The organism is Pirellulales bacterium, assembly GCA_019694435.1.
Lineage (GTDB): Bacteria > Planctomycetota > Planctomycetia > Pirellulales > JAEUIK01 > JAIBBZ01.
The window spans coordinates 169,535-193,315 of sequence record JAIBBZ010000004.1; the positions used below are offsets into that span (position 1 = coordinate 169,535).

18 protein-coding genes are annotated in these 23,781 nt (G+C 64.7%); 5 read left to right on the forward strand and 13 right to left on the reverse strand.

Translation table 11 applies throughout. The features are described 5' to 3' along the window. Positions 1–24: 24 nt before the first annotated feature. The 11 genes from coxB to K1X74_05860 all read right to left on the reverse strand — a co-directional run bounded on the left by coxB (position 25) and on the right by K1X74_05860 (position 13,710). Entirely contained in the window at positions 25–1,056 is a 1,032-nt protein-coding gene (coxB, locus tag K1X74_05810) for a cytochrome c oxidase subunit II (GenBank protein ID MBX7165847.1), read from the reverse strand. Between the two features lie 50 nt (positions 1,057–1,106). Continuing rightward, complete coding sequence (locus tag K1X74_05815) at positions 1,107–2,183, reverse strand: SCO family protein (protein MBX7165848.1); 1,077 nt, start codon at positions 2,181–2,183, stop codon at positions 1,107–1,109. Positions 2,184–2,275: 92 nt separating this feature from the next. After that, positions 2,276–2,758, reverse strand: a complete 483-nt coding sequence (locus K1X74_05820; protein ID MBX7165849.1) for a hypothetical protein — start codon at positions 2,756–2,758, stop codon at positions 2,276–2,278. 27 nt (positions 2,759–2,785) lie between these two features. Further along, positions 2,786–4,012, reverse strand: a complete 1,227-nt coding sequence (locus K1X74_05825) for a quinol:cytochrome C oxidoreductase (GenBank protein MBX7165850.1) — start codon at positions 4,010–4,012, stop codon at positions 2,786–2,788. An 11-nt stretch (positions 4,013–4,023) separates the two neighbouring features. Next, the gene (locus K1X74_05830) at positions 4,024–5,253 is read right to left on the reverse strand and encodes a DUF3341 domain-containing protein (GenBank protein ID MBX7165851.1); all 1,230 of its coding nucleotides are present in this window, start codon (positions 5,251–5,253) and stop codon (positions 4,024–4,026) included. A 75-nt stretch (positions 5,254–5,328) separates the two neighbouring features. Then, positions 5,329–6,786 carry a polysulfide reductase NrfD gene (gene nrfD / locus K1X74_05835; GenBank protein ID MBX7165852.1) on the reverse strand — a complete coding sequence of 486 codons (1,458 nt, stop codon included), beginning with the start codon at positions 6,784–6,786 and terminating at the stop codon, positions 5,329–5,331. Beyond that, positions 6,758–9,952: a TAT-variant-translocated molybdopterin oxidoreductase gene (locus tag K1X74_05840; protein ID MBX7165853.1), complete on the reverse strand. Its 3,195-nt coding sequence runs from the start codon at positions 9,950–9,952 to the stop codon at positions 6,758–6,760. Before K1X74_05840 ends, nrfD begins: the two co-directional genes overlap by 29 nt. Next, positions 9,940–10,680 (reverse strand): cytochrome c family protein, encoded by a 741-nt coding sequence (locus tag K1X74_05845; protein MBX7165854.1) that lies wholly within the window; start codon positions 10,678–10,680, stop codon positions 9,940–9,942. Before K1X74_05845 ends, K1X74_05840 begins: the two co-directional genes overlap by 13 nt. Positions 10,681–11,018: 338 nt before the next feature. Then, positions 11,019–11,606: a response regulator gene (locus K1X74_05850; GenBank protein ID MBX7165855.1), complete on the reverse strand. Its 588-nt coding sequence runs from the start codon at positions 11,604–11,606 to the stop codon at positions 11,019–11,021. 74 nt (positions 11,607–11,680) lie between these two features. Then, complete coding sequence (locus tag K1X74_05855; GenBank protein ID MBX7165856.1) at positions 11,681–12,172, reverse strand: DUF1569 domain-containing protein; 492 nt, start codon at positions 12,170–12,172, stop codon at positions 11,681–11,683. Between the two features lie 149 nt (positions 12,173–12,321). Further along, the gene (locus tag K1X74_05860) at positions 12,322–13,710 is read right to left on the reverse strand and encodes a hypothetical protein (GenBank protein ID MBX7165857.1); all 1,389 of its coding nucleotides are present in this window, start codon (positions 13,708–13,710) and stop codon (positions 12,322–12,324) included. Between the two features lie 89 nt (positions 13,711–13,799). Here K1X74_05860 and K1X74_05865 point away from each other — a divergent pair, with 89 nt between their 5' ends. Continuing rightward, positions 13,800–15,167 carry a DUF1501 domain-containing protein gene (locus K1X74_05865; GenBank protein ID MBX7165858.1) on the forward strand — a complete coding sequence of 456 codons (1,368 nt, stop codon included), beginning with the start codon at positions 13,800–13,802 and terminating at the stop codon, positions 15,165–15,167. Here K1X74_05865 and K1X74_05870 read toward each other — a convergent pair. Continuing rightward, the gene (locus K1X74_05870) at positions 15,164–15,601 is read right to left on the reverse strand and encodes an acyl-CoA thioesterase (protein ID MBX7165859.1); all 438 of its coding nucleotides are present in this window, start codon (positions 15,599–15,601) and stop codon (positions 15,164–15,166) included. The genes K1X74_05865 and K1X74_05870 overlap by 4 nt on opposite strands. A 112-nt stretch (positions 15,602–15,713) precedes the next feature. Between K1X74_05870 and K1X74_05875 the strand changes: the two genes are divergently transcribed. The 4 genes from K1X74_05875 to K1X74_05890 all read left to right on the forward strand — a co-directional run bounded on the left by K1X74_05875 (position 15,714) and on the right by K1X74_05890 (position 23,106). Then, the gene (locus K1X74_05875; protein MBX7165860.1) at positions 15,714–20,606 is read left to right on the forward strand and encodes a PAS domain-containing protein; all 4,893 of its coding nucleotides are present in this window, start codon (positions 15,714–15,716) and stop codon (positions 20,604–20,606) included. A 25-nt stretch (positions 20,607–20,631) separates the two neighbouring features. Beyond that, positions 20,632–21,009 (forward strand): response regulator, encoded by a 378-nt coding sequence (locus K1X74_05880; protein MBX7165861.1) that lies wholly within the window; start codon positions 20,632–20,634, stop codon positions 21,007–21,009. 68 nt (positions 21,010–21,077) lie between these two features. Continuing rightward, complete coding sequence (locus tag K1X74_05885; GenBank protein ID MBX7165862.1) at positions 21,078–21,569, forward strand: DUF1569 domain-containing protein; 492 nt, start codon at positions 21,078–21,080, stop codon at positions 21,567–21,569. Between the two features lie 286 nt (positions 21,570–21,855). Continuing rightward, entirely contained in the window at positions 21,856–23,106 is a 1,251-nt protein-coding gene (locus tag K1X74_05890; GenBank protein MBX7165863.1) for a TCR/Tet family MFS transporter, read from the forward strand. Here K1X74_05890 and K1X74_05895 read toward each other — a convergent pair. Next, complete coding sequence (locus K1X74_05895) at positions 23,103–23,774, reverse strand: isoprenylcysteine carboxylmethyltransferase family protein (protein ID MBX7165864.1); 672 nt, start codon at positions 23,772–23,774, stop codon at positions 23,103–23,105. The two genes, K1X74_05890 and K1X74_05895, sit on opposite strands and share 4 nt — an antisense overlap. Between the last annotated feature and the right edge of the window lie 7 nt (positions 23,775–23,781).

Sequence of the window (23,781 nt, forward strand, 5' to 3'; positions counted from 1 at the left end):
GCCAACCTCGATCTGGAAGGTCGCTTACTTGAGCGACTTGAGGAACTCGATGATCACCGAAATCTGCTTGTCTTTCAGCATGCCCTTGTAGGACGACATCACCGGCTTGAACCCGGCGACGACCTTGGCCTGCGGATCGAGGATCGATTCGCGGATGTAGTTCTCGTCGACCGTCACCGTCGAGCCGTCGGCCAGCTTTTCCTGCCGGCCGTAGACGCCCTTGAACGACGGACCCACGCGCGGTGTGCCGTCGATCGTGTGACACTGAGCACAGCCTTTGCGTTCGTAGTAGTACCGGCCTGCTTCAACCGGCGGCAACGTTTCGGCCACGTTCGAGGCCTTCTCGAGCCAGGCCGGGAATTCGTCGGCCGGGTGCACGATCACCTTGGCCAGCATGTCCGAGTGATCGGTACCGCAGTACTCGGTGCAGAACAGTTGATACTCGCCTGGCTCGGCGTTAAACCACATGTAGGTGTAACGGCCGGGTACCACGTCCTGCTTCACGCGGAAGGCCGGCACGTACAGGCTGTGCAGCACGTCGTTCGAGGTCATCACCAGCCGTACCGGGCGCCCCGCCGGCACGTGCAGGTCTTTATCGGAAAAACCGTTGGGGTAGGTGAACTCCCAACTCCACTGCCGGGCCATGACGCTGATGTCGTAGCTGTCGCTGGGCGGCGTCCGCAGGTCGAGGTACCCCGCAAAGCCCCAGTAGAAGATGAAAATCAACAGCACGCCGGGCACCACGCTCCAGGTCACTTCGAGCGCCGTGCTGTGTGCGGGCGAGTCGGCCGGTTCGACACCCGGCTGACGCCGATACGCGATCATGAACAGCACCATCAAGGCGATGATGATCACGAAAAAGATCAGACTGAGCGTGAGGATGAAGTAGAAGACCCAGTCGACCTCGGCGGCGACCGTCGATTTCTGCTCGGGAAACAGGAAACTCGAGCCGGTGAGCTGTGCCCAAAGTGTCGATGGAGCCCAGTGAGGCGATTGGGCCCACAGGGGCGACAAGCCACACGCGGCGATCTTCGTGGACGCGAGAAGGGGAGTCATATCGAGCTCTGGTCTTGTGTCGCCCGCAGGCGTTCAGTGGACAGGGGTGTTCAAGTGGTCTGTGGCGAGGGGCTCGCCGCATCCGGCGCCGTCAGGGAAATGCTCAGCGGAACGGCCGCGACGAGCGACTCCGCGGTTGCCATCGGGTCGGGCTGAGTACCCGCAGCCGGGTCGGGCTGCGACTGGCGCCGGCGATCGACCCGCCGCAATTGCCACAGACCCACGAGCACCAGTCCCACGGTCAAGGCACCGCCGGCCCGCATCAATCGCAAGGCGGCGGGTCCATAGCGGCCGGTGGCCGAGTCGTAGTGAAAGCAAAACAGCAGGATCTTGTCGGTCGCGGTGCCGATGCGCCCGTCGGAGGCCTCGACCAGCGACAGCCGCACGGTTTGCGGCTGATAATGCACGCCGTACAAGTAACGCGACAGGCGACCGTCGGGCGTGCAGACCATCGCCACGGCCGCGTGGGCAAACTCTTTCCGCTCGGGCACCCAGGCGTAGCCAAATCCGGTCGCCTTGGCGAGCCGCTCGACGTTGGCGTTTTGGCCGGTCAAGAAGTGCCAGCCGCCGGCGTCGCGCGTTTCGCGCTGGTAGAGCCGCAGGTAGTGCTGCTGGGCCAATTGAGCGCGGCCGGTCGTTTCGTTCGGATTGATGCTGACGGTCACGATGCGGTACTCGTGCCCCAGCGTCCAATCGATCTCTTGTAGGCATTCGACCAGGCCTTCGAGCTGCAGGCTGCACAGCATCGGGCAGTCGGAGTAGTTCATCGTCAGGATTACCGGGTGCTGGCCGTCGAAATAGTCGGCCAACCGCACACCGTGATTCCGCTCGTCCTTGAAGGTCAGCTCCAAGGGCAGCTTGTCGCCGAGATGCTCGGTTACGTTGACGCCTTGCAGCGGGGCCGGGGCATCTTCTTGGCGCGGCACGTATCCGTTCGGCGCCTCGAGGTTGGCGATGCCGCGCTTGAGCTGTGCGGCATCCGCGGCGCTGGCGATCGCGTCCTCGGCCGCGGCCAAGGGAAGGCACAGGTACGAGCCGGCCAGCAATGCGACCAGGCCAACGCCCAACCGCGCCGGCAGCCAGCGGCTGGGCCTGCGTCGTATCGTGCGAGTGGGGACGGCGGTCATCGGAATAGCCAGCGGCAAGTACCGAAAGCGAATCAAGTTCTCGGAAAACGGTCTATTGTTTCGTTCGCGCGCGGCCGCTGCCATCACGCGGCTCAGGGGTTCGTAGCGGGTGCGACATTTGGCTGCGCCTCGCTCCCTGCGGAGGGTGTCGCGCTGGTGCTCGGCGGCGTGCCGTCCGCAGGTGGCGCTTCTTTCTTGGGTGGCGGCGGTGGCGGGCCGGTGACGTCGGCCTCGGGATTGGCGGCCAACTCTTTGAGCACGAGCCCCGAGGCGACGTCGATCGGAATCGCGTACACCTTGCGTTCGGCATCGACGACGCGATAGGCGGCTAGCTGCGTTTCCTGCTGCTCGAACACGCCGTGGGCGATCTCGCCATAGCCCGGGGCGTGCTTGGTATCGACCACGTGGCGATCGAACTGCGTGTACAGGCCGTTGATCGCGATCATGCTGACCAGCACGGTAAAGCCACCGACCCCGACGACCGTCGCGAGGAGCTTGCTGGGGGTACGATCCGGCTCGGTGAGCACCTGGCCGTTGCCTTCGCCGTGGTGATCCGAAGAGTAATGGTCGGACATGGAATCAGGTTCCTTCGGCGGTCGCCGTTATGCGTTCTTGAAGGCCAGGGAGTCGCGCAACCGCGGGTCGCGCACCGGCACCAGCGAGCGGTCGCTGGCCAGCCAGGCGAAAGCCGCCACGAACAGCCCACCGACGCCCAGCATGCAGGTGGCGTCCATCAAGCTCCAAGGCACGCGGTTGGAATCCAAGTTCGGCATCACCAGCCAATACAGGTCGAGCCAGTGCATGACCAGCAACCAGGTGGCCCAGAACGCCAGCCCGAAGCGGCTGCGCTTCACATGGCGCGAGACCAGACCCAGGAACGGGATGAAGAAGTGGCCGAACAACAGGGCCAGGGAGATGTATTCCCAGCCACCCTGCCACCGCATGCGGTAAAAGACCAGCTCTTCCGGAATGTTCGCGTACCAGATCAACATCAACTGTGAGAAGCCGATGTAGGCCCAGAACACGACGAAGCCGAACATGAACTTGCCCAGATCGTGGTAGTGCTCGGTGGTGATCGCGTGGCTCAGCCGGCCGGTCCGTTGGATCAGCATCGACGTGAGGATCACGCCCGCGAAGAAGGCGATGGCCGTCCCTGCGAAGAAATACACGCCGAAGATGGTGCTGTACCACTCGGGCAACAGGCTCATCAACCAATCGAACGCGGCGAAGGTCGTGGTCAGGGCGAATAGGATGCACGCCGGCGCGCTGACCGATTGCATCCGCGTCGTCCAGTCGGGATTGCCGTCGGTGTCTTGCTGCACCGAACGGCCCAGGAAGTACCGGGCCAGGATCGTCCAGATGGCGAAATATGCGACGCTGCGCAGGGCGAAGGCCTGCGGATTCAAGAACACCTGCTTGTGCTTCAGCAGGTGGCTCTCTTCGACGACCTTCGGATTGTTCCACGAGTAGAGGCCGCTGTTGCCCATCAACAGGGGCACGAGAATCGGTAGAAACAGCACGAACAAGATCGGCAGGAGGCCGGCCAGCAGTTCGGCCACGCGCCGCACAGCGACGCTCCACCCGGCCCGGGTCACGTGCTGGGTGCACAGGAAGAATAGCGCGCCCAGCGAGATGGTGAAGAAGAAGCAGAAAGCAACCAGGTAGGAATGCTGGAAGTGCGCCAGGCTGTCCTTATCGAGGAAGCCCAAAAACAGCGACAGGCCCAGGCCCACGAAGCCGACAATCCCAGCGTTGCGGGTCAGACGCGACCCGGCTTCGCCCAGGAAACGCTGCTCGTCGAAAATGTTGATGACTGCGTGCTTGTGCATCGTGATTCAGCTTAGGGGTTCAGGGCCGCGCGTTGATTCTCGGGCACGTCGTCGATCGTGGCGTTCTGGCTGCGCTGCAGGGCCCGGACATAGAGCAAGATGGCCCAGCGGTCGGCCGTCGAAATCTGCGAGCCATAGGGCGGCATCTTGCGGACCCCCTTGGTGATCGAGTTGAACAACTGGCCCACCGGCTGCACGACGACCGTCGGCGCGTGCAGCGAGAGCGGCGGTACCCAGGCCGGGTCTTCGAGCTCGGTGGCCCGCCGCGCGATCAAGCCATCGCCCACGCCCAGGCGGCCGTGACAGGTGGCGCAGTAGATATTGAATTGCTGCCGGCCGCGCTCCAGCGAGGCCTGATCAATCGTCAATTCCTTGGGAAACGTCTTGGCCCAATCCTCGCCGACGACGCCGCGCTCGAAGTGATCGTCCGCTTGCAATTCGCCGCGCGCCACGGTGCCGGCTACGGGCGCGCGGTATTCGCGGCCGTCGGCGAACAATGGGTTGGCTTTTTGCGCCTTCATCTTCGGCTGGAAGTCCATGTCCTGGATCGGGTGGACCCGCGGCGACGTGCCGGTCGAGCCCCGGGCCGCGAGGATCACGGCCGGCGGCAACAGCCCCAAGATGGTCAGGACGACGCCGGCCACCTTGATCCCTTGCGGCAGGCCCGGCAGCGTCGCCGGAACCATCAGCGTTTCGACCAATTGCGCGCCGGCCGAGCTGAGCAACTCGGTGGTACGCTGTTGCTGAAACTTCGGATCCTCGGCTTCGACCGAGATGAAGAAGCCGTCGGACGTTGCCCGGCGAAACCGTTCGCTGGCGAACACCGGGTGGAAGAACTGCGGCAGTTGGTTCAGACCCCACATGCCGAAGAACGTGGCGAAGGCCGCGAACAAAATCGTGCACTCGAACACGATCGGGATGAACGCCGGCAGGCTGAAGAGCGGCTTACCGCTGATCAGGAACGGGTAGTTGATCGAGTTGGTCCACCATTGCAGCAGCAGGCCCAATCCGGCGCCGGTGATGCCCAGCAGCAGCACGATCCAGGGCAGCACGGTCATCCGCTGGCCCATCGCCTCCTCGGCACCGTGGATCGGGTGGGGCGAATGCAAATCCCAGCGCTGATAACCAGCGTCGCGCACCTTTTCCGCTGCGGCGAGCAGGGCATCGGCCGATTCGTACTGGGCCAACACTCCGGCCACGCGTTCGGCCGCGGCGCTGGAAGTAGATGAATGGGCGGACATGGGGCAGGGGTTCCTCGATCGTGCAGCGGGCGTGCGTCCCGCGGGCGCCGAAATGGGTTGGGTTCGTGAACTCGCTTAATGGGCCGGGGCGGCATGTCCGACGATCGCGTCGGCCGGGGCGCCGTTGCCCGAGATCTTGTGCCCCGCCACGTCGTGGTCGTGCGGCAACACTTGTTTCACTTCGGCAATCGCGATCACCGGCAAGAAGCGGCAGAACAGCAGGAACATGAACACGAACAAGCCGCAGGTGCCGGCGAACGTGCAAATATCGACGTAGGTCGGGCGGTAGTAGTACCAGGCCGCGGGCAGGAAGTCGCGGCTGAGCGACGAGACGATGATCACGAACCGCTCGAACCACATGCCGATCGTCACCAGGATCGAAACCACGTACATCACGGGAATCGACCGCCGCGCCCACGCGAACCAGAAAATCTGGGGCGAGACGACGTTGCAGAAGATCATGGCCCAGTACGCCCAGGCATACGGGCCCAGGGCCCGGTTGAAGAACGTGAACAATTCATACGTGTTGCCGCTGTACCAGGCGATGAAGAACTCGGTCGCATACGCGTACCCGACCATCATGCCGGTCGCCATGATGATCTTGTTCATGTTCTCCAGATGCCGCAGTGTGATCAGGTGCTTGAGGTGGAAGATCGACCGTACCGGCACGAGCAGCAGCACCACCATCGCGAAGCCGCCGAAGATGGCCCCCGCGACGAAGTACGGCGGGAAGATCGTCGTGTGCCAGCCGGGCAATTGGCTCGTGGCGAAGTCGAAGCTCACCACCGAGTGCACGCTCAACACCAGCGGCGTGCTCAGGGCCGCCAGCAGCAGGTAGGCGCGTTCATAGCGGTGCCACTGCCGGGCCGAACCGCGCCAGCCCAGGGCGAAAAAGCCGAACACGCGACGCGCGATCGGACTGGTCGATCGATCGCGGAGCGTCGCCAGGTCGGGCACGAGCCCCGTGTACCAGAACAACAGCGAAACGGTCAGATAGGTCGAGATCGCGAAGATGTCCCACATCAGCGGGCTGCGAAACTGCGGCCACATCTGCATCTGGTTGGGGATCGGAAACATCCAGTAGACGACCCACACGCGGCCGACGTGAATGCCGGGATACAGCCCGGCGCACATCACGGCGAACAGGGTCATGGCCTCGGCGGCGCGGTTGATACTGGTGCGCCAGCCCTGCCGGAACAGGAACAAGATCGCCGAGATCAGCGTGCCGGCGTGGCCGATCCCGATCCAGAACACGAAGTTCGTGATGTCCCAGGCCCAACCGACAGGGTTGGTGTTACCCCACACGCCGACGCCGGTCACGATCAAGTAGGTGACCATGGCGCCGAGGTTCAGCACCAGCAGGCCTGAAATCGTCAGCAGCACGTACCAGATGGCCGGTGGGCGCGGACGCTCGACGATCTCGCACACCGTTTCGGTGATGCTGCCGAGGTTCTGATCGCCCAGCACCAGCGGTGAGCGCCGTTGCGGGTCGTCGGCCGTGTTATCAAACGTGCGCAGGGCTATGCTGCTCATGAGACTTATCCGCGGCGGGCGCGAGCTTCGGGTTGGGGTTGGTAATCCGGGCCAGGTAGCGGTTGCGCGGCTTGGTGCTCAACTCTTCGAGCAACTGGTAGCTGCGCTGGTCGGCATGCAGGGCCGTGACCTGGCTTTGCGGGTCGTTCAAATCGCCGAACACGATGGCCTGGGCCGGGCACGCCTGCTGGCAGGCCGACTGCACCTCGCCGTCGGCAATCGGGCGATGCTCGGTCTTGGCGACGATCTTGGCGTTTTGAATCCGCTGCACGCAGAACGTGCACTTTTCCATCACACCGCGGCTCCGCACGGTGACTTCCGGGTTGTAAAGCATCTTGAGCACCAGGTTGTCCGGTTTGCTCATCTGCTTTTGGAAGTTGAAGTAGTTGAACCGCCGCACCTTGTAGGGGCAGTTGTTCGAGCAGTACCGCGTGCCGATGCAGCGGTTGTAGACCATGTCGTTGAGGCCTTCGTCGCTGTGCACGGTTGCCGCGACGGGGCAGACCTGCTCGCACGGGGCGTCTTCGCACTGTTGGCAGGCGACCGGTTGGTGCACGACTTTGGCCTGGTCGAAATCGCCGCTGTAGTAGCGGTCGAGGCGAATCCAGTGCATTTCGCGGCCCCGGCGGACCTGTTCGCGACCCACGACCGGGATGTTGTTCTCGGCCTGGCAGGCGATCACGCAGGCATTGCACCCGATGCACTTGCTCAGGTCGATCGACATGCCCCACTTGTAATCGACGTCCGTCCGCGGACGGTCCCACAGCGAGGCGACCTCGGGCACGTGGACCACGTGCTTGGCAAAGTCGGGATGCTGCTTGAACGACTCGAGATCGGTCTCGCGGATGATCTCGGGCATCCGCTGGTCGCGTCCTTCGCTGCCGATCGCATCGAGCGCGTGGTGGTCCTGCGTGGTCGCGAGGTGATAACGCCCCGGCGTCGCGCTGACCGTCAGCCCCCGGGCAAAATCCATCGCGTCGCTGGTGCGGAAGGCGTAGAAGTCGACGCCGACCGGCTCCGTGCCGTTGGCCGTGTCACCACCCACGCTACCCACTGCCGTGCGGCCATAGCCCAGGCTCACGGTCACCGAGCCATCGGCATGGCCCGGCATCACGTACACCGGAATGGTCGCTTCCTTGCCGCGGTATTTCAGGTGGATGATCGAGGTGTGGACGTCGTGCGTCGCGATCCCCAGGCAGTCGGCCGTGGCCTTGCTCATCAAGGCCACGTTGTCCCAGGTAACCTTGGTCATGAAGTCGGGAAGTTCTTGCAGCCACGCGATGTTCGCGTAGCGGCCGTCGTAAAGCTGGTCCGACTGACGGAAGAGGATCTCCAAGTCGTCCTTCGACACTTCCTTGGCCAACAGGTCGCCGGTGATCTCAATCGGCGGCAACTGCTGCAACGCGGGCGTGATCGTCGGCCAATTGCTGCCGGCCCAGTAACCATCGTGCAGCGTCAATCGCCAGGCGGCATCGTTTGTGCCGCTGCCGGACAGCTCGGCGAACGTCGCCCGGACGAGGTCCTGACCAACCACCGGCGCCGCGGCCGCGTCAGTCGCCAGGGTTACGACGAGCGAGACGATGTCGGCCGTGGTGCGCCCCTGGTAGAGCGGCTCGATCAGCGGCTGCACGATGCTGTACAGCCCGTCGTAGGCGCGGGCATCGCCCCACGACTCGAGGAAGTGGGCCTGCGGCATATGCCAGGCGACCCGGTCGCCGGTTTCGTCGCGATACAGGCCCAGGTGGAACGAGTTGGGCACCTTCTCCAAGGCCTTTTCAAAGGCGAAATCGGCCGGGGCGTTGTACACGGGGTTGCCCCCGAGAATCAGCAGCGTGTCGACCTGCCCGGCATGCATCTCGTCCATGAGCGACTTGAATTCGGCCAACGGCGAGGCGAGCCCTGCGGCCGGCTCGTCGGTGTAGGCGACCGTGGTGCCGACGTTGCCCAGCGCCGCGTTCAGGCGATGCACCAGGGCATGCACCGCGGCCGGCTGACGCGAGCCGACCGCCACGACCGTGCGGCCCTTGTGCGCCACGAGATCGGCGGCCAGTTCGCGGATGAACGACGCGGCGGGCTCCTCGGCCAGGATGCCGCCTTGCGGCGGGGCATTGCGAGGGCCGTACTTATTCGCGACTTCCGTACCCAAGGCGTCGAGCACCGCGACTTCCAGGGCCACGGCCACCGCGACGACTTGCTCGTTGCGCACCGCCAGCCGATGATCGGCCATCGCCGCGGTCCGTGAGTAGTAGCTGTCGATGCTATACAGCCGGTTCATCCGGCCTTCGGTCGTCGGCACGCGCCCGGCGGCAAATTGCCGAGTGAGTTTGACGCCCTGCGGGCTGGGCCGGAGCAGATCGGCGTCGAGCGTGACGATCACGTCGGCCTGATCGAGGTTCAGATGCGTGCGGACCGGCTTGCCGAAGGCGAGTTGCGCCCCGGCCTGCACCGCGTCCTTTTGCAGCGGTTCGTACGCGACCCATTTCGCCTGCGGGAAAGCGGCAGCAAACTTCTTGCGCAGCGCCGCAAGCGTGGGCGACGACGAGGGCTCGGCCAGCACGCGCAGCCCGGCGCCCCCCACCGCGGCTCGCTTACCGATCGCCTCGCGCAGAGCCGCTTCGGCCTCGGCCCAGGTGCGCGCCACGTTTTCGCCGCGCTTGGCCGGCACTTGGCTGCGATCGGGATCGTACAACTGCAGGATGCTGGCCTGCGTGTAGATGTCGCTGGCGCCTTGATTCTGAGGGTGCTGCGGGTTGCCGTCGACCTTGATGGGACGGCCATCGAAGCTGGTCACCAACAGCCCGTGCGCTGCGCCGGAGAAGTCGGCCGCGGTTGCGTACTTGACCGGCACGCCCGGGATGCGCCCGGGCACGCGCTGCGCCTCGGGCAGAATGTTTTCTTTTTCCCAACGGCAACCGGCGGCCCCGGCCAAGGCGAACGAGGCGCTCATCAATTGCAGCCAGCGCCGTCGCGAAACGCCCTGTGGGAATTCGCTCGCGGCAACCGGGAACTCCCGGTGCAGAAACTCTTCGAACTCGGGCGAGTTCTGCAAGTCGCCCAGGCTGCGCCAGTATTGCTTGCCACCGACCGGATGCTCGGTCGGGTTCGCGCCGGGGTCCTGAACGGGCTTATCCGTAGCGGGCGACGCCACGACGTCTAGCGGTGACATGTCGAACAGTCCGTCGAAGGATGAATGTTGTTGGCGTCGGCGATCTGCTGGCCCAATTCGCGCGGGTCGTCCTGCGGCTGCCAGGCCAGATTGGTGATCTGGTCCTGAGGCCTCAGGTGCGGATGCGGATCGCGGTGGCAATCGAGGCACCAGCCCATGCTCAGCGGCTTCTGCTGCTTGACGACCTCCATCGTGTCGATCCGGCCGTGGCACTCGACGCAGCTCACACCCCGGGTGACGTGGGCTCGATGATTGAAGTAGGCGTAGTCAGGCAGATCGTGCACCTTGACCCAGGGGACCGGATCGCCGGATTCATACGCCTGGCGGATCGGCGCCAAGGCTTCGCTGGTCGTCTTGACCAGTGAGTGGCAATTCATGCACGTCGCCGTGGCCGGGACGGCCGCAAACGCGGCCTTCTCGACCGTCGTGTGACAGTAGCGACAGTCCATGCCGAGCTTGCCCGCGTGCAACGCGTGGCTGAACGGCACCGGCTGGATGGGTGCATAGCCGACGTCGGTCGTGCTCGGTGAGGCGCCGAAGCCGACCACTGCCACCAGATACACCGGCGTGATCAGCACTGCGGCGGCGATCAGCGGGCGCAGCTTGTCGACCCAAAGTGGAAATACGAAGCGGTCTGAGTTGCTCACGGCAATCGCTTCATCTGCAAGAGTTCGTCCGTCTGTGCCCCGAGAGCGACGTGTTTGCTCTGGTGGCAGGTCGTCGGCCATTGACGCTCGATATCCGGAACCCGGTCCATGTCTCCCTGACCGAGCCCTCCCGCACGTCGATCGCTCTAGCCGGCGCTTCACGTAAGCACAGAGTGTGCTCGCGTGTTTTGAGTCCGCGGTATCCTAATGTTGCAAGCGCGAATCCGGCATGCGGCAAATCGTCGCACAAATTGCCCGCAGAAGTGCGCCCATCACATTGCGCCCGTTGAAGATAGGACAACGCCTTTGCGCGTGTCCAGTCGATTTTGATCGCGACGACTGGACCGCCGTGCACGGGTGAGAATTACCGCTGATCTTGATGCGCAGCGTCGCACGAAGGCGGTCGTCCGCGACCAGCGTCAATCGGGCGCGAGTTTGTGCAGTTTGCGCTGCAAGGAGCGGCGGTGAATGCCCAGCCGTCGCGCTGCTTCGGAGATGTTGTTACCGCAGTCGGCCAGCACCCGTTGAATGTGTTCCCACTCAGCTCGGGCAAGTGAGGGGGCTTGGTAATCGTCGGGCATTTGGGAAGCGCTCGCGCCTTCGCCGTGTTCGGCCTTGAAGGCGGCCAGCACTTCGTCGGCGTCGGCCGGCTTGGGCAGGTAGTTGGCCGCGCCAAGGCGCATAGCCTCGACCGCCGTAGCAATGCTGCCGAAACCGGTCAGTACGACGACTTTCATGTCGGATCGCAGTTGCAACAGGTCACGCAGCAATTCCAGGCCGCTAGGGCCAGGCATCCGTAGATCGACCACCGCCAGGTCGGGGGTCTGGGCCCGGGCCAGTTCGAGCGCCTCGTCGTAGTTGGCGGCGGCCCGCACTCGCAACCCGCGGCTGGCCATGGCGCGCGCCATGCGCTCGCGCAGGATTTCATTGTCATCCACCACCAGCAACGAACAGCCCGCAAACGGGTTGGGCTCGCCGTTGGTGACCGGCTGGGCAGGGTTGGTCATCGCTTCGATCTCCCGAGCTGTGGTCCAATCGCATGGTTCGCGAGCCTGAATCGGCCGGGAACGCAGGGCTGCGGTTAACTTTTTTCCGGAATCAGAAAACTCAAATGCAACTCCGAGTGTCGCAAGGTTAACTTTTCCCATTCGGCCCGCGTGAGCTTGCCGAACACCGGGTGGGGATATCGGGGCGTTTCGGCTTGAAATCGCCGAAACGCTTCGCGCAACATCGCCACACCCTGCTCGTCCGGAGTGTCGGGCGGGAGGAATTCTTCCGCTACCTTGCCACGCAGCTGGTAGCCGGGCTTCATTTCCCGGAACACCTGCGGCAGGACGAAGTGTTTGGCCACGAAGCGCACCGGCCAGGGTTGCAGCGACCGCGTGGGGGCCAGCGCCACCGTGACGGCGGCGCCCAAATGGTTGCAGACTTGTCCCAGCGTCCAATTGCCGCTGCGCCGGTAACCGTCACGCAGCAAGTGCTCGGCGTCAGCCAGCACTTCGTCGAGCGAGTTGAATCGCAATTTGCGCCGCCCGGACGGCGGCGATTGGAGAGCGGCGGGCGTGGTGGACATAGACGCAATTCCCTGCGGCTGGCCCCCTTCGGGTCGGTGGCGCACTGTCTACGAGTGTATCGCGCGCTGCAGCCATAAACCACCGAGCCGGTAAGCGTTCGCTGGCGGCGTGTAATATCACGTCGACAACTGGCATTTGAGTGCCGGGCTCACCGCTCGCAGGGGAGCGTGATCGTCGCCGTGGTACCTTCGCCCGAGACGCTCGACAGCTCCAAGCTGCCGCCGAGCCGTTCGATCACCCGCCGCGTAATGAACAACCCCAGTCCCATGCCTTGGCCCGGTTCTTTGGTGGTGAAAAACGGCTCGCCGGCCCGGGCCAGGATCTCCGGCGGCATGCCGGTGCCCGAGTCGCGAATCACGATGCGGACCATCTTCCCCAGCGGCTCGGCCGACAGTCGCACGCGGCCGGCATTGGGCGACGCATCGAGCGCATTGCGCAACACGACTCGTAATGATTGTGCCAAGGCGTGTTGGGGAACATGCAGGCGGCGCTCGCGTGCGGCCGACGAGATGTCGACCTCCACGCGCTCCGGCTCGCGCAGCCCGTCGAAGGTGCGCTCGATCAACTCGGCCAGGGACAGCGTGAGGATCTTTTCGCCGACACTTTCGCCGGCGCGGTTGGCCATCAGGTCGAGGATTTCCCGGCACCGGCCCACCTCGCGCCGAATGAGTTGGGCGTCTTGGACCGTGGGCTCGGCCACGCCATCGCGCACCAATTGCAGCTCTAGTTCGCGGGCCACGACCGCGATGGTCGACAACGGCGAGGCCAGTTCGTGGGCAGCGCCGGCCGCCAACGTGGCCAGTGCTTCGAGCTTTTGCGATTGCGCGCGCCGTTGCTGCTCGGTGCTCAGCTCGCTCTCGCGCCGGGCCAGCTCGGCCGTCGCGCGCGTAATGAAATACACGAGAAACAGTGCCGCTCCGCTGAGAGCAAACCACAGGCCCTGTGTGCGGACCAGCTGGGCTTTGTGATCGTCATCGTGTGTGGCCGCGGCATCCGGCAGCCAGATCGTCGCCAAGGCAGGCAGGGGGCGATGAAAGTTCAGCAACGTCGTAAAGCACACGACCGCCAGCGCCGCCAGCCACAGCGTCCAGCGCGGCTTGAGCACCACCGCCGCCAGCGAAATGTTGACCAGGTAGAAGATGCAGAACGGGTTCTCGGGTCCGCCGGTCAAATAGAGCAAACCGGTCAACAGCAGGATGTCCAGCATCATCACCAGGCCCAGCAGACGCTGGGCCAGTACGTGGGTCTGCTCCCAACTGCGCACGGCCACGGCCCGGCGGAACCACCAGGCAAACGCCGCATTGGTGACAAACTCGATCGCAATAATGCCCGCCAACTCGGCCAACGGCAGCTCGATCCCCAGCCAGCAGCGCACGACGCCGATCGTTACGAGTTGGCCCACGCCCGCGGCCCAGCGCAGAGCCAACAGCCAGCGGATGTTGATGCGGACCCGTTCCAGCGTCGGGTTGTCGCTACGGCCGGCGGTGGCGGGCACAAAGGCCGAGATCAATTGGCGAACCAGCGAGACGTCGGTCATGGTCGCGATTATTAAGCCCGGCCCACCCCTCGGCAATGCAATGCGACTCCAGCGCGCGTTGGTCGGCGGCGCGGTATGATGGGCGACGCATGGCCGTCACTCCCTTATCCCGGGTGCTTTCGCGCCGCCATTTCTTGCAGATTGGCGGTTGGAGTCTTGGTGCCGGTGCAGGGCTAGGGCTGTCCCAATTGCTGGCCGCTCAGACGCAGGCCCAGGCGCCCGCGCCGCGGGCCGACGCCTGTATCTTGCTGTTCCTCAACGGCGGTCCCAGCCATCTCGACATGTGGGACATGAAGCCCGATGCCCCGGACGGCATCCGCGGCGAATTCAAGCCGATTGCGACGAGCGTGCCCGGCTACACGATGTGCGAGTTATTGCCGCGCTTGGCAGCCCTGGCCGACCAGGCAACGGTGGTCCGCTCGATGCATCACGGCGTCAACAATGCCCACGCCGCGGCCGTCTACGCGGCACTCACGGGCCACGACCGCGGCGAACAGGGCGGCGGCACGCAGCCGACCGACAATCCCGCGCCCGGTTCGGTGCTCGCCAAGCTGCGCCCACCGCGGCAGGCGGTACTGCCGCACGTGACGCTGCCCTATGTGACGAAGGAGGGCGCCGGCGGACCTCCGCAACCGGGGTTCTTCGGCGGCTACCTGGGCACGGCCTATGATCCGTTGTTCGTGGTCAACGATCCAAACGCCGACAACTTCTCGGTCGATGAGTTGAATCTGCGCGCCGACATGACGCCAGATCGTCTGGCCGCGCGGCAAGGTTTGTTCGCCGGGCTTTCGGCAGCCGCCGGCGGCGATGCGGGCCTGGCGGCCTGGGAAGCGATGAACGCGCACCAGCGACGCGCCTTTGATTTGCTCCGTTCGACCGCGATGCGCGAAGCCTTCGCGCTGTCGCGCGAGCCGGACCCCGTGCGCGAGGCCTACGGTCGTAATATTTATGGTCAGAGCGTGTTGCTGGCGCGGCGGCTGATCGAGGCCGGCACGCGGCTGGTGTGTGTCTCCTGGGCCCCCGATGCGAACGCCACCTGGGACACGCACGGCGGCAACTTCCAGCGGTTGCGCGACTCGCTGTTGCCGCAGCTCGACGCCGCGTGCGGCAGCCTGGTCGTCGACTTGCGCGATCGCGGTCTGCTCGAGCGGACGGTCGTCGCGGTGATGGGCGATTTCGGCCGCACGCCGAAGATCAACGCCTCGGCCGGGCGCGACCACTGGAACTATTGCTACAGCGTGATGATGTTCGGCGGCGGTTTTCGCCAGGGACTGATCTACGGGGCCAGCGACAAGATCGGCGCGTTTCCGGCGCTCGACCCCATCACCCCCGGCCACTTGATTTCGACGCTCTACCACGCGCTCGGCATTCCACCGGAGCTGGAATTGCACGACCGTCTCGACCGCCCCCATCGCCTGGTTCCCACCGGCGAAGTGGTGCCGGAGCTGCTGAGCTAGCCGGTCACCAGTGCTTGCAGCGCTGCGCGAATCGATGCGGGGATCGACGTCGGGCGGCGCGCCGTGCGCTCGACAAACACATGCACAAAATGCCCCTCGGCCAGGGGGCGCGATTCACCCTCGCGAAAAATGCCGATTTCGTAACGCACGCTGGATCGCCCCAAATGGGCGACCCGCAGGCCGGCGACCAACGGCTCCGGAAAACGAGCCGGGGCAAAATACCGGCATTGGCTTTCGACGCACAGGCCGATGGCCGCGCCCTCTTGCAGATCGAGCCCGCCGGCGCGAATCAGGTACTCGTTGATCACCGTGTCGAAATAGGCGTAGAAGACGACGTTGTTCACGTGGCCGTAGACGTCGTTATCGAGCCACCGCGTGGGGATCGGCAGGCGGTGTGCGTAATGTGCAAGCGTCGTGGCCGGGGTGGCGGGCATGGCGGCGACTCGATGCGGATCCGCTCGCGGGTTTTTGGGCGCATGCGTATCCTAGCATGGGTTTGTCCTGCCCGGTTCGGTCGGGCAGTCACAGGATTCGGAGGCCAACCGAATGGCACAGTCGGTACTGACCGCGGTCGATGCCCGATCACCAGCAGCCGAAACACCCTGGCATGCCATGTTCTCCACGGCCTTGCCGAACGTACGCGCCGGGATCGCGGTGATCATTCTCGGCGTTTGCTTTTTTCTGGTGTCCAACACGCTCTTCTTGATCGGGCTGGGTTATCGGCCCTGGCGCGCGCAGATCGACGTCGTGGGCGCGGTGCTGGTCTGCCTGGGGGTGATTACCGTGTGCCGGCAATACGCCGCCGACATTCGCGCTGCGCGCGTCATCTGCTGGTTTTCCGTGCTGTTCGTCGGCGGGCAGTTCTTGCGGATCTTCGAGGAATCGAGTTGGCTGGCTGAACCCGTCCGCTACATGATTCGTGTCGCGGCGCCGAACATGGCCGATCTCGGGGTCGGGGTGATCGCCCTGGTGCTGGTCGGATTGATGACCAGTTCGCGGCGCCAGGCGCTGGCGATCGCGTCAGCCCAGGACAGCTTGGCGCTGGCCAACCAAGCGCTGCGCGAGCAGGCCGAGCGGCTCGATCTGGCGACTCGCCAGGGTGGTGCGACGCTGTGGGACTGGAATCTCGCCGAACAGCGCATTTATCGCGACGCCGGTCTCGGGGCGATGCTGGGGTACTCGGCCGCTGCGCTCGATGCGCTGGGAGGCGACTGGCGGCCTCTCTGGCACCCGGCCGAACGCGATCGAAACCAGGCGCTGCTCATTGCCCATCTCCGCGGTGAATCGCCCGTGTTCGAATGCGAGCATCGCTTGCGCAAACACGACGGCGGTTGGCGGTGGGTGCTCACCCGGGGGCGCGTCGTCCAACGCGACCCGGCCGGCCGAGCTCTACGCATTACCGGTGCCCACTTCGATATTCACGAGCGCAAGCGGATCGAAGCCGAGTTGGAGGAGAATCGTCAGTGGTTCGACCTGGCCGTGGCCGGCGGCCAGCTCGGGGTCTGGAATTGGAATCCCATCACGGATGAGTTGCTTTGGAATGCCCAGTGGGCCGCCTTGCTGGGCTACGAGGCCGACGACTTGCCGCGCCGCGGGGCGACTTGGACGACCCTCACCCATCCGGAAGATCACGCCCATTGCCGGCAGGCGATCCTCGACCATTTGCGCGGTTTGGCGCCGGCGATCAACGTCGAATGCCGGATGCGCACGAAGGACGGGCGCTGGCATTGGGTCAACTCGCGCGGCCAGGTCATCGAACGTAACGAGGCTGGAATCGCGGTGCGCGCCAGCGGCGTGCTGATCGATATCGACGGCCGGAAACGCTGGGAAGTAGAACGTGCCAGACACGAGCACGCCCTGCTGACTGCGACGGCCCGTTACGAAGCGGCGATCGCCGCTGCCGGCCTGACCGTCTTCGATTGGGATATCGCCTGCGACACCATCTGCTGGTCCGGGAAGTTCACCGAGGTCTTCGGATATTCGGCGGCCGAGATGCCCCAGACGTTTGGCGACGCGTTGCAACAGGCGCATCCCGACGATCTCGCCTGGTTGAACGAGCGCAGAGACCAGATGCTGGCCACGCAGAACGCCGGTCCCGGATTCATCGTGCGCCTGCGCCACCGCGACGGACCATACCGCTCGGTCAAATGCGTCAGCACCTATGTGGTCGATTCCACGACGGGCGCCGGGCGCCTGGTCGGTTTCTTGGTGGACGTCACGCCCGAAGTCGAAGCCGAAGCGGCGTTGCGCGAAAGCGAAGGCCGGTTTCGAACGATGGCCGATGCGGTGCCGGCGTTGGTGCTCACCTCGAACGCCCTGGGCGGCGTCAACTATGTGAATCAGCGGTGGCTCGATTTAACCGGTTCGCGTGCCACAGAGTCGTTCGGTGAAAGGTGGGCGCAGTTTGTACATCCCGAGGATCGTGACCGGTGTCTCCAGACGTACCGTGCAGCGGTCGATCGGCCCGGGCCGATCTCGATCGAGGGCCGCGTGCGCCGGTACGACGGTGAGTATCGCTGGATGTTCTGCGAGACGCTGCCCCGGTGGGTCGGTGAACAATTCAACGGCTTTATCACGGTCTGCATCGACATCACCGAGCGGCATCAGGCCGAGGAAGAAACGCGCCAACTCAGCCGGTTCCGGCAGGCCGTGATCGAAACGGCCGCCGAGGGGATCTGCGTCTGGCAATTCATCGATGAGCCCCCCTTTGTGCGGTTCACGATCTGGAACGACCGGATGTACGCGCTGACCGGTTATACGCTCGACGAGATCAACGCGACCGGCTGGCGTGACGCCCTCCACCCTGGTTTGCCGTCGCGGCAACTCGCGACCGAGCGGCTGCTGCGGCTGAAAGCGGGCGACCAGCTGTGCCACGAGTTGTGGGAGGTTCGCCGCAAGGATGGCACGTGGCGCACGCTGTCGATCTCATCCTCGCCGTTCGAGACGAGCGAAGGACGCGAGTTGACGGTGGCCCTGATGCACGACGTCACCGAGCGCGTCGCGGCGGAACGTGCCTTGCGATTGAGCGAGCAAAAACTGCGCTTGGCCGTCGAAGCGGCGCATCTCATCCCCTGGCATTGGAATTTCCGCGACAATGTCGTCGTCGATTGGTGTACGGGCGAAAGACACGATGGGGGAGTCGCACCGACCTACAGCGGCTTCATGGGGATCATCAATCCCGATGACCAGCTGAAGGTGATCGAGGCCACGCAGCGCGCGATCGACGAAGACGCCTTGTTTGAAGTCGAGTTGCGAGCACACGATGGGGAAGAAATACATTGGATGTACACCCGCGGCCGGGTTCTGCGCGACGAACGCAACGAGCCCTATGCCATGGCGGGAGTCGCCCTCGACGTCACCGAGCGCAAGGCCGCCGAGCAGGCTTTGTTGCGCGAGCAGAGCCTGCTGCGGATGATCAACGCGGCGCAAACGCGGTTTATGCACGGCGCCGATGCGCCGTCGATGTTTTCCGCATTGCTCACCGGGCTGCTTGAGTTGACCGGCAGCGAATATGGGCTCATCGGCGAGATCTGCCGGGACCAGGCGGGGAATTACCTGCAAACGCACGCCTTGGCCGGCGCAGCCGCATGCTCGCCGGATGAACCGCGCGTGCAGCCAGGGCCCGAGTTACGCAACCTCGACACCTGGTTCGGTGAAGTGGTCCGCAACGGCGAAGTCCTGATCTTCAACGACCCACCCCAGGAGTTTGCGCCCGCGGGGCTGCCACCGGGACATCCGCCGTTGCGTTCGTTCGCGGCGATTCCGTTCGACTCCGGTGAAGAACTCGTGGGGCTGGTGGTCCTGGCGAATCGACCGGGTGGCTTCGACGAATTGATGATCTCCCAGTTGGAGACCTTTCGCACCACGGCCGCGACCCTGATTGCTGGCTACCGTCTCGAACGGCAACGCGCCGAGGCCGAGCAGCGCTTGCGCGAGAGCGATCAGCGCTGGCAGTTTGCGATCGAGGGGGCCGGTGACGGCGTTTGGGATTGGAACATCAAAGCGGGCGAGGTCGTCTATTCGCGCCAGTGGAAACGCATGCTCGGCTACGCGGAAGACGAAATCGAAGGCCGGCCGGACGATTGGGCCCAGCGCGTCCATCCCGCTGACGTCCGGCGCGTCTATGACGCCTTGCAACGGCATCTCCTGGGCGAGACGCCACACTTTGGGCACGAGTATCGCATCCGGCGCAAGGACGGCAATTACATTTGGGTGCTCGATCGCGGCATGGTCATCGTGCGCGACAATTGCGGGCAGCCGATACGCGCGATCGGCACGCTGGCCGATATCACCGAGCGCAAACAGGCCGAGGAAGAACGGAACCGGATGTGGAACCTGTCGCTCGACTTGTTGTCGATCGGCAGCTTCGACGGCTATTTGAAGCAGGTGAACCCGGCCTGGAGCCGGCTGCTCGGCTGGTCGGAACCAGAACTACTCGCGCACGCCTGGCTGCACTTCGTCCATCCCGAGGATCAAGACGCGACGATCGCCGCGACAAAGCGCTTGCTCAACGGCACGCCGATCCTGGGATTCGAGAACCGTTTTCGCTGCGCCGATGGCGGCTATCGTTGGTTGTCCTGGAATGCGTTCCCGTTGTCCGATCTGCAGACCACTTTCGCCGTGACCCGCGACGTCACGGAGCGCAAGGAAACGGAGTTTGAATTGGTGCGCTACCGTGACCACTTGGAGGCGCTCGTCGACGCGCGAACGCAGGAATTGGAAGAATCTCGACGGCAATTAGTGCAATCCGAACGCCTGGCTTCGGTCGGCACGCTGGCCGCGGGCATTGCCCACGAGATCAATAACCCGGTTGGGACCATCCTGCTCTCCGCCCAGGTGGCACTCCGGCAGCTGGGGCCCACGACACCGCCCGAGCGGGCGCGCGAGGCGCTGCAGGCCATTGTCAACGACGCCAAGCGGTGCGGCCGAATTGTTCGCAGCGTTTTGCAATTTTCCCGGCAACAAGCAACCGATAAATGGCCAGCGCAGCTAAACGATTGCGTGCACCAGGCGGCCTTGTCGCTCAGGAAACCGCTGGCGGATCGTGAGATTGCGCTGCAGCTCGATCTGGATGAAAGCTTGCCGCCTGTGCGGATCAACCCTACCGAAATGGAGCAAGTGCTCGTCAACTTGCTGCAAAACGCCGCCGAGGCTAGCAAGCCCCGGTCCTCGATCCGCGTGACGTCCAATGTCGACGGCGCCGCTGTACGCATGGCGGTCATCGACCAGGGGCACGGGATGTCGTCCGAAGTGCGAGCGCGCCTGTTCGATCCGTTCTTCACCACGCGCCGCAACCAGGGTGGCACGGGCCTGGGAATGAGTATTGCCTACGGGATCATCATGGATCACGATGGTGCCATGCATGTCGACACGGAAGTTGGCCGTGGCACGACGATTACGGTGGAGTTGCCGACGGGTATACTGTCCGCTGGGGCGTAGTCTCGCCGCGTAAGGATGACTGAACATGGTCCGCATTCTCGTGGTGGATGACGAAGAGGGGTACCGCTGCAACTTGAGCCTCTGTTTCGAGGCCGAAGGGTTCGACGTACGGACCGCCGCAACCACGACCGAGGCGCTCGACGTCACCGCGCAATTCAAGCCCGACGTCGTGATCGCCGACTGGATGCTCCGCGAGGAGCGCAACGGTCTCGACTTGCTGCACGCCATTCACGAGCGGGTGCCTAGCGTCGAGGGCATCTTGATCACGGGCTATCCGTCGAGCGAGCTCTGGGCGTCGGCCAAGCGAGCCGACGTATTCGAGGCCCTTGAGAAGCCGTTCGACATCGACGACCTGCTGTCGATCGTGCGCTACGCGGCTCAAAGCCGGCACAGCAAACAATAGAGATCGCGCGCGGCGCGTTCTCCGGTCGTCTGCTCCCGGACCAGCGCTCATTCCGGACTTGGTGCGGCATGAAGGTCGATACACGCAAGGTCCGCAATCGCCGCCGCGTGCACTATCGCGACTTCGACGAGCTGCTGGCCGACGCCGAACGCCTCGCGGCGCTGCCGCGCGTGCAGTGCCTGGGCAACTGGACCGTCGGGCAGACGATGCAGCACCTGGGCAACGCGATGCACGGCTCGATCGACGGGCCCACCTTCAACGTGCCCTGGCATATCAAGCTCATTGGCCGGCTGTTTCTCTGGCGCTGGCTGGTCTATGGGCCTTTTCCGGCCGGGTTGCAATTGCCGCGCCGCGCGGCCGAGCGGCTGATCGCCGGCCCCGACGCCACGACCGCCGCGGGGCTCGAGAAGATGCGCACCGGCGTGGCCCGGCTCCGCAGCGAGACCCAGCGCATCATCCACCCGGTAACGGGGCCGCTCACCCCGGCGCAGTGGGAACGGTTCCACTTGACGCATGCCGCGCTGCACATGAGCTTTCTGGTGCCGGACGAATCGGCGTAACAAACGCCCTCTGCTTACGCTGTACCAGGTGCGGGACCGAACAGCGGTCGCCCGCATTCCTCTCGAAAGCAAGCAGCCATGTCCACGCGCCAACAATTTCAAACCGTCCTCGGCACCGTCGCCTTTTCTTGCGCCGCCGTTTGGACGCTCCTGGGGTTCGTCGCTGGCCTGTTGCCGGTGAGTTGAGTCGGCCCTATGGCCGCCTAGGCAGGCGAAGGCCGAGTCGTCAGGATAGGGAGCTCGCTTCCTGCCGCCGCCTTGCCCTCGCCGCTGCCCGGTGCCTCGCATGTCGACAGTCAGCCCCGGTCCTCGGGCCATTTTGTTCATCTGGCTGACCGTCTTGATCGACACGATCGGCCTGGGCATCGTGCTGCCGGTCTTGCCCGAGCTGATCAGCCAGTTGGAAGGGGTTCCGACGAATGAAGCGGCCCGCTACGGCGGCTACCTGGCCACGACCTTTGCGATCGCGCAGTTCATTTTCGGTCCCGTGATGGGCAACTTGAGCGACCGGTTCGGGCGCCGACCCGTGCTGCTGGCCGCGCTCTTGGCCTTCGGTCTGGACTATCTGTTGATGGGCGCCGCGCCGAGTCTGGCGTGGCTGTTCGTCGGCAAACTCGTGGCCGGCATCACCGGCGCGACGGTGACCTCGGCCAATACATATGTCGCCGACGTGACGCCGCCGGACAAACGCGCTCAATACTTTGGCTTCATGGGCGCGGCCTTCGGGCTGGGGTTTATCCTCGGTCCCGCGCTGGGCGGTTTGCTCGGACACTGGGGGCCCCGCGCGCCGTTCTGGGCCGCGGCCGTCACGGCGCTGGCCAACGTCGCCTATGGCTGGCTGGTGCTGCCCGAGAGTCTGCCGCGCGAGTCTCGCCGCCCCTTCTCATGGCACCGAGCGAGCCTGTGGGGAACCTGGAAGCAGTTGAGCCGGTATTCGGTCGTTGTCGGCCTGATCGGCGTGCTGTTCTTGTGGATGCTCGCCCACCAGTCGTTGCCCCATACCTGGGCCTACTATGCGCGGTTTCGGTTGAAGTGGGACGAGGCCCAGGTCGGCATGTCGCTGGCCTTTGCCGGAGTGACGATGATGGCCGTGCAAGGTTTTCTGACCGGTACGATCGTGCGAGTGCTGGGCGAGTGGCGGGCCTGCCTGTTCGGTCTGATCACGGGCATCATCGGCTTCGTGGGCTATGGTCTCGCCGATCGCGGTTGGATGGTCTATCTGTTCATCGTCGTGATGGCGCCGGCGGGCGTCGTGTTTCCGTCGATTCGCGCGCTGATGTCGCAGCAGATCCCGGCCGATTCGCAGGGGGAATTGCAGGGCGGCATCTCCAGCCTGCACAGCCTGACGTCGATCTTTGGCCCGATCTTGATGACGCAACTATTCGCGTATTTTTCCTCGGCGGGGGCCTTCATCTACCTGCCCGGCGCGGCGTTTCTGTTCGCCGGTTTGCTGTCGATCGGCAGCCTGGCGTTGTTGATACGCGTGCCTGTTGCAGAACGGCGCGAATCGCCGTCGCTGGAGCGTGCCGAGGCCTAGCCCAGCGACAACAGCGCGCGGCCGGCCGCACGCAGCCAAGGTGTCAGCGCCGCCGCGAGCGGCAGAGCGGTCAGCCACAGCGCGGCTCGCGCCAGCTCGCGCAGCAGTCCGGCGACGTGCACTTCGACGACCGCCGGCGATGCCGGCCATTGCCACCGCGGCCACAGCCGTGGAACGCTGGCGGCATAGTGGTCGTATTGCGCGCCCCAGTGATGACGCAAGCGCCGTTCCTCGTCGCGAATCGTCAGCCGCGTATACAGCGGCAGCGCAACCAACAGCGCCGCGAACATCACAAGACTTTGCCAGGCCAGGCACGCTCCGCACACGGCCAGCAGCGTACCCAGATAGAGAGGATTGCGCACCAGCGAGTAGGGGCCCTCGGTGACCAGCCGCTTGCTCTTGCGGCCGCCGATATAGAGCGTGGCCCACAGCCGCAGCATCACGCCGCCGACGATCAGAGCCCAACCGAGTTGCGCGCTGGCCACTTGCAGCCAGGAGCCTGGTACCGGCGCCGATTCGAAGATCACTGCCAGCAGGACTGCCGGCGCAAGAACCGCACCGGCCAGCAAAGTACGGGAACGTACCCAGATGCTGCGCCGTGCGAGCCGGCGCCCCGGCTCGAAGGCCAAGGGGACCTGCGGGACAATTTGTACCGGTGCGGTAGTCAAAGGGCTG